Below are 13,938 nucleotides of genomic sequence, written 5' to 3'. Positions count from 1 at the left end.
GACTTCCGTTCACGCATGGGGGACCGGTGACAGTGCCGAGAGCGGCGCGTGCGGTTCGCGCACCGCCGCTCCCAGCAGATGCAGCCATGCATCCACCAGGCCCTCGACGGTGGGTCCGTCGAACAGGCCGGTGTTGTAGGCGACCTCGCCGATGATCGAGTCCGGGGTCTCCGCGACCGAGCAGACGAGGTCGGCGACCGTGGTACGCGTCGCCAGGTCGATGGGGGTCACCGTCAGCTGGGGCAGGCGCACGCTCTCGGCGCCGGTGAGCGCGCTGAGCGGGACGCCGTTGAAGATGACGTCGAAGAACGGGGTGCGGCCGGGGCGGCGCGGCGGGCGCAGCGCCTGGACCAGCCGCTCGAACGGGACGTCCTGGTGGGCGTAGGCGCCGTGGACGACCTCGCGGACACGCTCCAGCAGCTCGGCGAAGGTCGGGTCGCCGCCGCAGGGGGTGCGCAGCACCAGCGTGTTGGCGAAGAAGCCGATCATCTGCTCGGTCTCCGGGCGGGTGCGGCCGGGCACCGGGGAGCCCACCGCGACGTCGCCGCCGCAGGCCTGGGAGAGCGTGGCCTGGAACGCGCCGAGCAGGGCGGCGAAGAGCGTCGTGCCCGCCTCCCGGCTGAGCCCGCGCAGCTCCTCGGTGACCCGTTCCTCGATCATGAAGGAGGTCCTGGCGCCCGCGTAGGTCTGCACGGGCGGCCGGGGCCGGTCTATGGGCAGCTCCGCCGGGACGAGCCCGGCCAGCCGGCCGCGCCAGTAGTCGAGCTGCTCGCCGTCGGCGGCCTGGCCGCGCTGCCAGGCGGCGTAGTCGGCGTACTGGGCGGCCGGCTCGGGCAGCACGGCGGGCCGGCCGGACAGCGCGGCCTCGTACAGGGTGGCCAGTTCCTGCCAGAACAGCTGCTCGGAGCCCGCGTCGTAGCCGATGTGGTGGACGACCATGGAGAAGACGTGCTCGTAGTCGTCCAGCCTGGTCAGCCTGGCCCGCACCGGCGCGGCGGCGGCGAGGTCGAACGGCTCGTCCCAGTCGGCCTGCAGGGCGTCGGAGGCGGCGCTCTCACGGGCGATGCGGGTCTCGCCGGGCGCGCTGCCCACCGCCAGCCGGGGTCCCCTGGCGTCGATGCGCACCTCGGGGATCCCCTCGGGGCTCTCGACGTAGCGGGTGCGCAGGATCTCGTGCCGTGCGACCAGCTCGTCGAACGCCTGGCGGAACGCCGCCACGTCGAGGCGGCCGTGCAGGCGGCAGGCGGTCGGCACGTTGTACGCGGTCGAGCCGGGCGCCAGCCGGTGCAGGAACCACAGGCGTTCCTGGCCGTAGGAGAGCGGCAGCGGCCCCTCGCGGGAGGCGCGCGGCAGCGGCGGGAGCTGCTCGGCGCGGGTCTCGGCCACCTCCTCGGCCAGCTCCTCCAGCGACTCCGCGGAGAACAGCAGGTAGAGCGGGAAGTCGATGCGCAGGTCGTCCTGGATGCGGAACATGACCTGGGTGGCGAGCAGCGAGTTGCCGCCCAGCTCGAAGAAGTTGTCGTCCAGGCACACCCGGTCCAGGTCCAGGACGTCGGCCCAGATCGCGGCGAGCGTCTTCTGCACGGGAGTGACCGGGGGCCTGCCCTCGGGCCGCTCGGCGGGCGCGACGATCTCCGGCAGCGCGGCCCGGTCGACCTTGCCGCTGGTGGTCAGCGGCATCTCGGCGATCACCGCGATCTGCGCGGGGATGAGGTACGGGGGGAGCCGGTCGGCGAGGTGAGTCCGCAGCTCCGCCGGGTCGGGGACGGTGCCGGGAACGGTGTCGGAGGCGACGACGTAGGCGAGCAGCCGCTCCCCGGTGACCGTGACGGCGGACCGCCGGACGGCCGGGTGGGCGTCCAGGGTGGCCTCGATCTCGCCCAGCTCGACCCGGACGCCGCGGATCTTGACCTGGTGGTCGGTGCGGCCGAGGAAGTCCAGGGCCCCGTCGGGGCGGCGCCGCCCCAGGTCCCCGGTGCGGTACAGCCGCGATCCCGGCGGGCCGTACGGGTCGGGCACGAAGCGCTCGGCGGTCAGCGCGGGCCTGCGGTGGTAGCCGCGCGCCAGGCCGATCCCGCCGATGAACAGCTCCCCCGCCTCGCCGTCGGGTACGGGCTCCCCGGCCTCGTCCAGCACGTGCACGGTGTTGCCGGTGAAGGGCGCCCCGATGGAGACGACCGGGCCGGCGTACGGGTCGTGCGGGTCGTAGGTGTACAGGGTGGAGTCGATCGACACCTCGGTGGCGCCCCACTGGTTGTGCAGGCGGCACCCGTACAGGCCGATCTGCTCGTGGAAGGCGAGGGCCAGGGGCGCGGTCAGCGCCTCCCCGCTGGAGACCACGTGGCGCAGGTGCGGCAGCGGCGGCAGCCCGGCCCTGCGGTGCGCCTCCAGGAACAGGGAGAGCATGCTGGGCACGAACTGCACCACCGCGGCGCCGAAGCGGAGGGTGGCCTCCAGCAGCGCGACCGGGTCCCGGTGCTCGCCCGGCGGCAGGATCGCCACCACACCGCCGGCCGACAGCGGCCAGAACACCTCCACGGCCGAGTCGTCGAAGCTCAGCGTCGTCTTGTGCAGCACGGTCTCGCCGGGTTCGAGGCGGTGCTCGGCCTGCATCCACCGCATCCGGTTGACCCAGCCCCCGTGGGTGCTGGCCACCCCCTTGGGCGTGCCCGTCGAGCCGGAGGTGTAGTAGAGGGAGACCAGGTGGTCCGGGCGCGTCCCGGCGCCGGGGGGCGTCACCGGCCGGCCGTCGATCAGCTCGCTGTCGCGGTCGAGCAGCACGACGCGGGTGATGTCGCCGGGCAGCAGGTGGGCGAGCGCCTGCTCCCCCACCGCGAACGGCACCGCGCCCTCGGCGAGCATGAGCCGCACCCGGGCGGGCGGCGCGTCGGGGTCCACCGGCAGGTAGGCGCCACCGGCCTTGAGGATCCCGTGCAGCGCGATGACCAGGTCCAGTCCCCGGTGCACGCACACCGCCACGGGGGTGTCGGCGACCACTCCCAGGTCGCGCAGGTGGTGGGCGAGCTGGTTGGCGCGCCGCTCCAGCTGGCGGTAGGTGAGGGTGTTGCCGTCGGCGTCGATGACGGCCACGGCGTGCGGGGTCCGCTCCACCTGGGCTTCGACCAGCTCGTGCAATCCGGCCACGACTTCTCCTATCGGTTCGCCGACGCCAGCAGCGCGACGCGGTCGATCTTCTTGGTGGGAGTCAGCGGGAAGGCGCCGCGCACGTCGATCCTGGCGGGGATCATGTACGAGGGCAGGTGGGCGGCCAGGTGCTTGCGCAGCGCCCGGGGGGTGACGCCTCCCTGGGCGAACAGCAGCAGGCCGCCGTCAGCACCGTCCACACCGTCCACGACGTGCGCGGCGGCCAGCTCGACCAGCGGGTGCTCCTGCGCCACGGACTCGATCTCGCCCAGCTCGATCCGGTAGCCGCGCAGCTGCACCTGGCGGTCGCGGCGCCCGTCGAACCTCAGTTGCCCGTCGGTGCGCAGCCGCCCCAGGTCGCCGGTCCGGTAGAGCCTGCCGTGCTCGGGGTGGTCGACGAACCGCTCGGCGGTCAGCTCGGGGGCTCCGCCGTAGCCGAGGGCCACGCCGCGCCCGCCGACGTGGATCTCGCCCTGCTCACCGTCCGCCACCCGCTCGCCGTCGTCGCCGAGCACGAGGACGCGGTAGCCGGACAGCGGCCTGCCCACCGGCAGCGGGTCGGGCTCCCCGGCGTCCACGAGCCCGGCGGTGCACCACACGGTGACCTCGGTGGGGCCGTAGAAGTTCCAGACGCGCCCGGCGTGCCGGGCCAGCTCGGCGGCGAGCCGCGCGGTCAGCACCTCGCCGCCGCAGACGGCCTGCAGCGCCTCGCGCCCCGGGGTCAGGTGCGGCAGCAGCGCGTGCCAGGCGGTGGGGGTGGCGTGCACGACGGTGACGCCGTGCTGCTCCAGCCAGCCCACCAGTCGCCCGGGGTCGGCCTGCAGCGCCTCGGAGGTCACCAGGGTCGCGCCACCGTGGCAGAGCGGGACGAACATCTCCAGCAGCGAGATGTCGAAGGAGAAGGTCTGGTTCGCGGCGTACCGGTCGGCGGGGCCGGGGGCGAGCAGCTCGGCGACGGCCCGCACGCAGTTGTGCAGCGAGGCGTGCGAGACCCGCACCGCCTTCGGCCGCCCGGTGGAGCCGGAGGTGAACATCACGTACGCGCACTGCTCGGGACGGACGTCACCGGCCGGCAGCCGGTACGCGCCGTCTCGCGGCTCGGGCTCGCCACCGTCCAGCGGCTCGGGCGCCTTCACGCCGCCCGGCGCCCCCTCAAGTCCCGGCCGTGGTTCCCGCGGCTCCCGCGCGTCCCCGGTTCCCGGTTCACGAGCGCCCTCCGCGGGGGGCAGGCGGTCGAGGAGCAGGCTCATGCCCGCCTGCTCCTGCTGGAAGCGGAGCCGCTCGGGTGGCAGGGCGAGGTCGAGGGGCAGGAAGACCGCGCCGGCCTGCCACAGGCCCAGGATCGCGGCCACGTGGTCGGCGGAGCGGGGCAGCGCGACGCCGACCACGTCTCCCGGGCGCACGCCCCGGTCCCGCAGGGCGCGGGCCACCTCTCCGGCGCGGGCGGCGAGCCGCCCGTAGGTGATCTCGGAGCCCGGGTCGAGCGCCGCGAGCGCGTCAGGCGTACGTTCCACCTGGCGGGCCACCTCGTGCAGGACGGTGCTCACACCGTCGTCCCCCGTTCGTGCCTCCTCGTAGGGGACGGCGTCCACGCCGCCGTCTCCCGATCGAGCCGTCTCGACGGTGCTCATGCGGTCACCTCCTGGGGAACGGCGGTCACCGGACCGGCCGGGGACAGCGGAGGAAGCGGTGGAAGCGGGGTGGACCAGTCCCGGGACCAGGGGAGCAGCGGGATGGACGTCACCGCCCCCGGCGGGTTGAGCGCGGCCCAGTCGGGGTCGTGGCCGAGCTCGTACAGGCGGATCAGCACGCCGGGCAGGTCGCTCGCGGCGGCGCAGCGCACCACGCGGGCCCGCCTGCCGCCCGCGACGCCGCGCAGCCGGGGGCCGAGTCCCACGGCGCCGATCTCCACGAAGGTGCGCACGCCCCGGTCCAGCGCGCCGGCGAGCGCGTCGCCGAGCAGGCTCGGCCCGGCCAGGTGGCGCGCCCAGTACCCGGCGCCCTGCGCGCGGCCGTCGATCGGCCCGCCGGTGAGCGTCGACAGCGACACCGTCTCCCCGACGTTGGCGGGCAGCCCTTCCAGGGCCTCCTCCAGCTCGGCGGCGAGCGGCCCTGCCAGCCCGCTGTGGTCGGCGGTGGCGGGCCCGAGGTCGCCGCAGAGCACGTCCCCCGCCGAGAGGGTGGCGGCCAGCGCGGCCAGCGCGGCCCGGGGGCCGACGATGACGCAGGTCTGCGGGTCCTCCACCGCGGCCACCGCGAGCGCGGGGCCGACGCGGGCGCACAGGGCCTCCGCCAGCCTGCGCGCCAGCCGGACCCGCAGGGCGTGCACGGGCGGCAGCCCGGCCAGCAGCCTGGCGCGGTGCCTGGCCACGGCGCCGGCGGCGGCGGGCGCCAGCACACCGCTGTGGCGGGCGGCGGCGACCTCCCCCGCGCCGTGGCCGATCACCAGGTCGGGGCGGATGCCCGCCCGGCGCAACTCGTCGGCGAGCCCGGCGGACCCACCGGGCACGCCGGGCACGCCGGCGTGCGGCTCGTCGGCGTACGACCCACCGGCGTACGGCTCGTCGGCGAAGACGAAGGCCAGGCCGCCCGGGGCGACGCCGCCGGGTGTCGCGGCGGCCAGGTCGGTCAGCGCCCTGTCGAGCTCGCGGTCCAGCTCGGCGGCGCCGGCGCCGGTCACCCCGACCCGGTGGGCGTGGTGGTCGCGCCGGTTCCCCGCCGTGTGGCAGGCCGCCGCCAGGTCCAGCCCCGGGTCCCGCAGGGCGGCCCGCCAGCGCACGACCAGCTCCCGCAGCGCGGTGTGGGTGTGCGCCGACAGCGGCAGGTAGTGGCGCCTGCCCGAGGAGGCCACGGGAGCCGTCTCCCCGGTCCCCTGGGAGGAGGAGATCTCGGTGGGAGCCGAAGGCTCCGCGGGCCTGTTCGGATACGACCACATCTCGTCGGGGGGCAGTCCCTCGCAGTCCTCCCAGACCTGCCGCCGGGGACGGGTGCGGGCCCGGGGGCGCGCCTGTCCCGAGACCTCGCCCGCACGTCCCGTCGCGACCGGAGCGGCGACCGGGAACGAGGCCGGGGGCGGGGACGGGGCCGGGGACGGGGCCGGGGCCGGGGGCGCCTCCAGGATCAGGTGGGCGTTGGTGCCGCCGAAGCCGAAGGAGCTGACCCCGGCCAGGCGCCCGGTCCAGGGTTCGAGGCGCTCCTGCACGCGCAGGCCGCCACCGGACCAGTCGAAGTCCTCGGCGGGCCTCGCGGCGTGCAGGCTGGCCGGGAGCGTGCCGTGGAAGAGCGCCAGGGCCAGCTTGGCCAGGCCCGCCGCGCCCGCCGCGGCCTCCAGGTGGCCCACGTTGCTCTTGACCGAGCCGATCCGCAGCGGGGTACGGCGACCGGCGGTGGTGCCCATCACCTCCGACAGGGCGCGCAGCTCCATCAGGTCGCCCAGCCGGGTGCCGGAGCCGTGCGCCTCGACGTAGCCGACGTCGCCGGGGTCGACCCCGGCCGCGTGGCACGCCGCGCGCAGCAGCCGTGCCTGCGCGGGGGCGCTCGGCGACATCAGCCCGTTGGTACGCCCGTCGCTGTTGACCGCGCCGCCACGGATGAGGGCGTAGATCCGGTCCCCGGCGGCGAGCGCGTCGCCCAGGCGCCTGAGCGTCACCACGACGGCCCCCTCGGAACGGCCCATGCCGTCGGCGCCGGCCCCGAAGGACTTGCAGCGGCCGTCGGGAGCGAGCACCCCGGCCGTGCGGAAGCACAGGCCGATGTCGGGCGAGAGGATCGCGTTGACCCCGCCGGCGAGGGCGGTGTCGCACTGGCCCGTCTGCAGGGCCGTCACCGCCTGGTGCACGGCGACCAGCGACGACGAGCAGGCGGTGTCGACCGACATCGAGGGACCGTGCAGGTCGAAGACGTAGGAGATGCGGTTGGCGGCCACGCTGTGCGCCACGCCGGTCGGGGTGTAGAGACCGGGCTCTGCCGTCCCGGAGAAGCTGCGGACCAGGAAGTCCCCGCTGCTGATGCCGGCGAACACGCCGGTCCGGGTCCCGGCCAGGCCGGCCGGGCCGTCCAGGCGCAGCCCGGCGTCCTGCAGGGACTCGTGGGCGACCTCCAGCAGCATCCGCTGCTGCGGGTCCATCGCCTCGGCCTCGCGAGCGTTGACCGTGAAGAACGCCGGGTCGAACGCCTCCACGTCCGGCAGGAACCCGCCCTCGCCCACCCCCGGCTCGCGCCAGCCCGGGTGCCGCGCGGCCCGCTCCCCCGGTACCGCGCCGACCGCGTCGGCGCCGTCCGCGAGCAGCCTCCAGAGGCCGCCGGGGCCGTCCGCGCCCGGAAGGCGGCAGCCGATGCCGACGATCGCCACCGGTTCGGGGGAGTACCCGGCGACCTCCCGCCCGGACCGCCGCGCCGACGACGCCGACGGCGCCGACGGCGCCGACGCGGTCAGGTACGCGGCCAGCGCGCGGGGGGTGGGGTGGTCGTAGAAGACGGTCGTGGGCAGCGGGACGCCCAGCCGGGCCTCCAGCTCGGCCGCGAGCGCGACCGCGTCGGCCGATCCGACGCCGCAGTCGATGAACAGCCGGTCGGCGTCGACGCCGGCCAGGCCGGTGCGCTCGGCGACCAGGGAGACCAGCAGGTCCTGGATGTTCATCGCAGGGCCGCCACCGGGCCGGCACCCGCGAGCGCGGGCGAGGTCCATCCGGCCAGCACGGTGAACTCGCCGTCCAGCAGCATCGCGCGGCACTCGCGGCGCCGGATCTTGCCGCTGGTGGTCTTGGGGACGCTGCGCGGCTCGACCAGGAACACCCCGTCGAGCATCACGTCGTGCTCCCTGGCCACGGCGAGGCGGATCTCGGTGATCAGCTCGTCGAGGTTCCCGGCGTTCCCCGCCGTGACCTCGGCGACCACCACGGCGGCCTCGGCCTGCGGCACGTCGCCGGTGGGCTCGGTGGCGAACGCGGCGCCGCAGCCGCCCCGCACGGCGGGGCTGACCTGCTCGACGGTGTACTCGACGTCCTGCGGATAGTGGTTGACCCCGTTGATGACGATCAGGTCCTTGTGCCGGCCGACGATCACCACGTCGCCGCCGTCCAGCACGCCGAGGTCTCCCGTACGCAGGAAGCTCTCCGGCCGTCCCGGCAGGCGGGCGTGGAAGGTATCGGCGGTGGCGTCGGGGCGTCGCCAGTAGCCGTCCGCCACCGAGGGCCCGGACACCCAGACCTCGCCCACCTCGCCGGGCGGGCAGGGCAGGCCGGTGGCGGGGTCGGCGATCTCGACGGTCATGTCCTCCAGCGGGGTGCCGCAGCGGACGTAGGGGCGCTCCCCCACCTGGACGCCGGGGTCGGCGACGTCCAGCCGCCCGGTGGAGACCACCAGGGTGGCCTCGGCCATTCCGTATCCGGCGCGCAGGGCCGAGGCGTCGAACCCGGCGGGCGCGAACCGCTCGGCGAAGCGCCGCAGGGTGGCCGACCTGAGCGGCTCGGCGCCGTTGATGGCCACCCGCCAGCCGCTCAGGTCCAGGGTGGCGAGCTCGGCGTCGGTGACCTTGCGGGCGCACAGCTCGTAGGCGAAGTTGGGCGCGTAGGAGAGGTGCCCGCGGTACTCGGAGATGGCCCGCAGCCAGCCGACCGGCTGTGCCGCGAACGCCTGCGGGGACATCTTGACCACGTGGGCGCCCCACAGCAGCGGCGACACCAGCGAGCCGATGATCCCCATGTCGTGGTAGAGCGGCAGCCAGGAGACCGTGGTGGTCTCGTGGGTGGCGCCGACGGCCGCGGCCACCGCGCGGGCGTTGTGGGTCAGGCCGCCGTGGGTCACCATGACGCCCTTGGGGTTGCCGGTGGAGCCCGAGGTGTACTGCAGGAACGCCAGGTCCCCCGGGGCGGGCAGCGACCAGTGGTCGGCGGCGTCGCCGGAGAGCAGGTCGGCGAGGTGCAGCCAGCCGCGGAACCCGGGCAGGGCCTCCAGCGCGCCGGCGTCGGGGAGCGGCTCGGGGGCGACGGCGTAGGCGGCGCCGGAGTCGCGGGCGATGGAGGCGATCTTCGACCAGGCCGACCTGAAGTGCGCGATGGAGGGCATGTAGACGGGCACGGGCACGGCTCCGGCGAGCATGCAGCCGTAGAAGACGGGCGCGTACTCGATGGAGGAGGGGCAGACCAGGAGCACGCGCTCGCCGCACGCGCCGGCCTCGGTGAGGCGGGTGGCGACCTGGCGGGCGCGCAGGGCCAGCTCGGCGAAGGTCCACCCGGTGCGCTCGCCGCCCCTGCCCAGGAAGGTCAGGGCCGGTCGCTCGCCGTGCTCGTCGGCGGTGCCCAGCAGGGACGCCAGCACCGAATCATGAGATGTCATGCCATTCCTCCGATGTGGTCGTTGAGAAGCTCGTCCAGCAGGGCGTCCACCTGGGCGTCGGACAGGGCGTCCAGCCGCGCCGCCATCGGGTCGCGGGCGTCCGCCACGGGGTCGCCGCCGGCCGGCCGCTCCCCCAGGTGAGCGCTCACCCGCCCGGCCAGCTCGGCGACGGTCGGGCCGTCGAGGAACGCGGGGGTCGGCAGCCGCACCCCGAGCCGGGCCTCCAGGAGGTTGCGCAGCTCGACGGCCATCAGGGAGTCGAGGCCGAGGCGGGTCAGCGACACCTCCGGGTCGATCGCGGCCGGGGAGGTACGCAGCACGCCCGCCACCCACCCGGTGAGCGCCCTCTCCAGCTCCTCGGGGGTCGCGACGCTCAGCGGGCCGGTCGCGGCGTGGCCGCCCGCGAGCCCGGCGAAGATCGACCAGCGCTCCTGCCCCGGGTTGTGCGCGAACCAGGCGGGCGCGTCCAGGGGGACGACCGCGACCTGGGCCGGCGACTCCGCCAGCAGGCCCGCCAGGATCCGCAGCCCCGACGCGGGGTCGATGGAGCCCATGCCCTTCTCCGCGAGGCGGCCCGCCCGGTCGGGCCGGGCGGCGAGCCCGATCTCCGACCAGACGCCCCAGTCGACGCTGGTGGCGGGCAGGCCCTGCCCCCTGCGCCAGTGCGCGAAGCCGTCCAGGAAGGCGTTGGCCGCCGCGTAGCCGGCCTGGCCGCCGGAGCCCAGCAGCCCGGCCGCCGAGGAGAACAGCACGAACAGCTCCAGCGGGTCGCCGCAGGTGAGCCGGTGCAGGTTGCGGGTGCCGTCCACCTTGGGGCGCAGCACCTCGCGTACCTCGTCGAAGTCCGTGGCGGCGATCGTGCGGTCGCGCAGCACCCCGGCGGCGTGCAGGACGCCGCGCAGGGGCGGCGCCTGGGCGCGGAGGCCGTCGAGGGCGCTCTCCAGCGCGTCCGCGTCGGCGACGTCGGCGGCGAGCACCGTGACCCGCACGCCCTCCTCGCGCAGCGCGGCGATCCGCTCCCGCGCGTCCGGGCCCGGCTCGCTCCTGCCCATCAGGGCGAGGTGCCTGGCGCCCTGCCGGACGAGGCCCTCGGCCGCGGCCAGGCCGAGACCGCTCAGACCGCCGGTGACCAGGTAGGTGCCGTCGGCGCGCAGCCGGGGCCCGTCGAAGGTGAGGACCACCTTGCCGATGTGCCTGGCCGACGCCATGTGGCGGAACGCCGCCTCGGCCTCGGCCGCGGGGAAGGCCGTCACCGGCAGCGGGCCGAGCGTGCCGTCCGCGACCGCGTCCACCACCTCGCGCAGCATCGCCCCGGCCAGTTCCGGGCGCCGCCCGGCCAGCGAGAACGCCTCCACGGCGTGGAAGGACAGGCTCTTGGCGAACGGCGCGAGCGGCAGCGGCCTGTTCTCCGCGATGTCGCGCTTGCCGAGTTCCACGAACCGGCCGAAGGGCGCCAGGACGCGCAGGCCCTCGTCGACGGCCTCCCCGGCCAGGCAGTTGACCACCATGTCGACGCCCGCGCCGCCGGTGACCTCCATGACCTGGTCGGCGAAGTCCAGCGAGCGCGAGTCGAAGACGTGCTCGACACCCTGCTCCCGCAGCCAGGCCCGCTTGCCGGGCGAGCCCGCGGTGGCGATGACCTCCGCGCCCGCGCGCCGGGCCAGCCGCACCGCCGCCTGGCCGACGCCGCCTGCCGCGGCGTGGACCAGCACCCGGTCCCCCGCCTCCAGGCGGGCCAGCCGCTCCATGCCGTAGACCACGGTGACGTACGCCGCGGGCAGCGTCGCCGCCTCGGTGAAGCCGAGGTCGGCGGGGATGGGCACGGCGAGGCGGGCGTCCACGGTGACGTGCGAGGCCATCGCGCCGATCTCTGCGACCAGGGTCGCCACCCGGTCGCCCGGGGCCAGGCCGGTGACGCCGTCGCCGACGGCGGTCACCTCGCCGGCGCACTCCAGGCCGTAGCCGAGGGGCTCGGGCTGCTCGCCCAGCATGCCGATCCCGCGCAGCACGTCGTTGAAGTTGAGCCCGGCGGCGTGCACCCGGATCCGCACTTTGCCCGCTCCGGGCGCGCCGGGAACGCCTCCGGCGGACACCTCTCCGGCGAGGGACGCTCCGAAGGAAACCCCTCCGAGGGGCTCCCCCACCGGATCCCGCCCGGCCAGGTCCTTGCCTGCCAGGGGCTCCTCGACCAGGGAAAGGGTGGCGAGGTCCTTCTGGACGCGCTGGAGGAGCCGGTGCGGGCCGCGCGGCCCGGCCGGTCGCGGGGTGAGGCGCGGCGCGAACGCCCTGCCGCCCCGCAGGGCGACCTCGTTCTCGCCCCCCAGGTGCCAGGTCGGCGGCCCGTCCACGGCACCGGGGGCGTCCTGGCCCGGCGCGGACGGCTCGCCCGGGGCCGGGGTCCGCGCGGGCGGCTCGTGCCCGGCCGGGGTCCAGGTGGACGGGTCGTGCCCGGCGTCCAGGTCGATCAGGGCGCAGCGCAGCTCGGGGTGCTCGTGCCTGACCGTGCGGGCCATCCCCCACACGGCGGCGGCGTCGGGGTCGACCGGGTCGCCGGGCTCCACCGGCTGGGCGTTCCTGGTCACCACCCACAGCCGCTCCGGCTCCGGCGCGGCGGCCAGTTCCTGGACCAGCTCCAGCAGCGACCGCAGCGCCTCCTCCGCGGGCCGTCCCGGCTCGACCCGGTGGACCACGCCGTCGAACGGCTCGCCGATGCCGGGCTCCACCGGCACCCAGCGCGTGGCGTACGTCCAGCCGCCGGCCCCGGCCTCGCGCTCGATCGCCCGCAGCCGCACCCCGCGCAGCGCCAGGACGACCCGGCCGTCCTCGTCGCAGGCGTCGACACCGAGCAGCACGTCCGCCCCGCCCTCGGATCCGCCGCTCGCGCCCCCTCGTGTGCCCGTACCCGCTCCCGTGACCCTGGCGTGCGCCCAGCGGGCCGTGCCGAGCTCGCCCAGCACCGACACCCGGGCCACCGCGCGGGGCAGCAGCAGGCCGTCCCCGCCGCCGAGGGCGGGCGCCGCCGCCTGCAGGCAGGCGTCGATCAGCGCCATGTCCAGGCGGTACGGCCCGGCTGTGTCGGAGGGCGCGGCGCAGGAGGGTACGGCGCGCAGGCGGGCGAGGGACTCGCCGGGGGCGGCGAAGACCTCCTCGACCCGCTGGAAGGCGGGCCCGTACCCCATGCCCCTGGCGTCGAAGCCCGCGTAGAGCTCGTCCGCGCCGACCCGGGTGGCGCAGCGGGACCTGATCAGCGGGAGGTCCAGGTCGGCCGCGGGCTCCGGTGTCGTGCAGCAGGCCGAGGCGTGCACGCGCCCCTCCGCCACGAGGTCGATCGCGTCGCCGTCGAGGACGGCGCCCAGGCGGCGCGGGGCGTCCAGCACCAGCGGGGCGTGGAACTCCACCCCGGCCAGCGCGTCCGAGTGCTCCAGGGCGGCCGCCACGTACCCGGCGCCGGGAAAGAGCGGCCGGCCCTCGACCCGGTGGTCGCCCAGGGGGCCGTCCGCGGTCAGCTCCACCTCGCGCAGCCGGGCGAGGGAGCCGGCGAAGGCGGCGGCGTCCTCCTTGTGCACGGACGGCAGCAGCAGGGCGCCGACGTCGCGCAATCCGGACAGCAGGGTGGGATGCGGGCTGAGCTCGACGAACGTGTCGTGTCCCGCGGCCAGCAGCTGCCGGATCACCGGCCAGAACAGGACGGGCTCGCGCAGGTTGCGGCACCAGTAGGCGGCGTCGGGCGTCGTGCCGGGGCAGCCGGTGACGGTCGACCAGAGCGGGATCGTGGCGGGGACCGGCGCCAGGGCGGCCAGCGCCTCGCGCAGCTCGGGCAGGAGCGGGTCGACGTGGTGGCTGTGGCCGGCGACGTCGGCGCCGACCAGGCGGCAGAAGACGTCCTCCCAGCGGAGCTGCTCGACGAGCGCGTGGACCGCGTCGTGGTCTCCGGCCACCACGGTCGAGCCGGGCGCGTTGGCGGCGGCCAGGCAGATGCGGCCGCCGTGCCGGTCGTTCTGCTCGGCGACCACGGTGGCGGCCTCCTCCCAGCCGAGGCCGAGCAGCGCCATCGCGCCCGTCCCGCTGAGCCTGCGGTAGAGGCGGCTGCGGACGCCGACGATCCTGGCCGCCTCCCGCAGGGTCACGGCGCCCGCGACGTGCGCGGCGGCGACCTCGCCCAGGCTGTGCCCGACCACGGCGGCGGGCACGACGCCGTTGGCCTCCCACAGGCGGGCCAGCCCGACCTGGAGGGCGAAGAGGGCGGGCTGGACGACGTCGATCCGGTCGGCGCCGGCCCTGCCCGCGAGTACGTCGGTGACGGATCGGTCCAGATACGGTTCGAGCGCGACCTCGCACTCCCGGATCGCCGCGGCGAAGGCCGGTTCCTGCTCCAGCAGGGCGCTTCCCATGCCGCGCCACTGGGCACCCTGGCCGGGGAAGACGAAAACGACACCGTTCATGCCGAGAAGCATCGCC

Annotated in this window: 5 protein-coding genes; all 5 read right to left on the bottom strand. The window is 76.0% G+C overall.

Annotated features, from left to right (window positions below; all coding sequences use genetic code 11):
- Nucleotides 1–9 precede the first annotated feature (9 nt).
- From ACTOQ1_RS24195 to ACTOQ1_RS24175, 5 genes are read right to left on the bottom strand one after another with little or no spacing between them, the layout of a single operon-like run.
- Entirely contained in the window at nucleotides 10–3,144 is a 3,135-nt protein-coding gene (locus ACTOQ1_RS24195) for an amino acid adenylation domain-containing protein (RefSeq protein WP_440070306.1), read from the bottom strand.
- Nucleotides 3,145–3,152: 8 nt separating this feature from the next.
- On the bottom strand, nucleotides 3,153–4,775 hold the full coding sequence (locus ACTOQ1_RS24190; protein WP_440070305.1) for an amino acid adenylation domain-containing protein: 1,623 nt from the start codon (nucleotides 4,773–4,775) through the stop codon (nucleotides 3,153–3,155).
- Nucleotides 4,772–7,783 (bottom strand): type I polyketide synthase, encoded by a 3,012-nt coding sequence (locus ACTOQ1_RS24185; protein WP_440070304.1) that lies wholly within the window; start codon nucleotides 7,781–7,783, stop codon nucleotides 4,772–4,774. The genes ACTOQ1_RS24190 and ACTOQ1_RS24185 overlap by 4 nt, the downstream gene beginning before the upstream one ends.
- Nucleotides 7,780–9,480: a fatty acyl-AMP ligase gene (locus ACTOQ1_RS24180; protein ID WP_440070303.1), complete on the bottom strand. Its 1,701-nt coding sequence runs from the start codon at nucleotides 9,478–9,480 to the stop codon at nucleotides 7,780–7,782. Before ACTOQ1_RS24180 ends, ACTOQ1_RS24185 begins: the two co-directional genes overlap by 4 nt.
- Nucleotides 9,477–13,922 carry an SDR family NAD(P)-dependent oxidoreductase gene (locus tag ACTOQ1_RS24175; protein WP_440070302.1) on the bottom strand — a complete coding sequence of 1,482 codons (4,446 nt, stop codon included), beginning with the start codon at nucleotides 13,920–13,922 and terminating at the stop codon, nucleotides 9,477–9,479. Before ACTOQ1_RS24175 ends, ACTOQ1_RS24180 begins: the two co-directional genes overlap by 4 nt.
- Nucleotides 13,923–13,938: the final 16 nt, after the last annotated feature.

This window comes from Streptosporangium sp. OZ121, from assembly GCF_051918885.1.
GTDB lineage: Bacteria > Actinomycetota > Actinomycetes > Streptosporangiales > Streptosporangiaceae > Streptosporangium.
The sequence above is the reverse complement of the archived record's forward strand: the minus strand, read 5'-3'. Positions and strand labels throughout refer to the sequence as shown.

Bases quoted from the DNA above. Each gene is read 5' to 3' on its own strand.
- ACTOQ1_RS24190 (WP_440070305.1), bottom strand. From the start codon at position 4,775: ATGAGCACCGTCGAGACGGCTCGATCGGGAGACGGCGGCGTGGACGCC.
- ACTOQ1_RS24185 (WP_440070304.1), bottom strand. From the start codon at position 7,783: ATGAACATCCAGGACCTGCTGGTCTCCCTGGTCGCCGAGCGCACCGGC.
- ACTOQ1_RS24180 (WP_440070303.1), bottom strand. From the start codon at position 9,480: ATGACATCTCATGATTCGGTGCTGGCGTCCCTGCTGGGCACCGCCGAC.
- ACTOQ1_RS24175 (WP_440070302.1), bottom strand. From the start codon at position 13,922: ATGAACGGTGTCGTTTTCGTCTTCCCCGGCCAGGGTGCCCAGTGGCGC.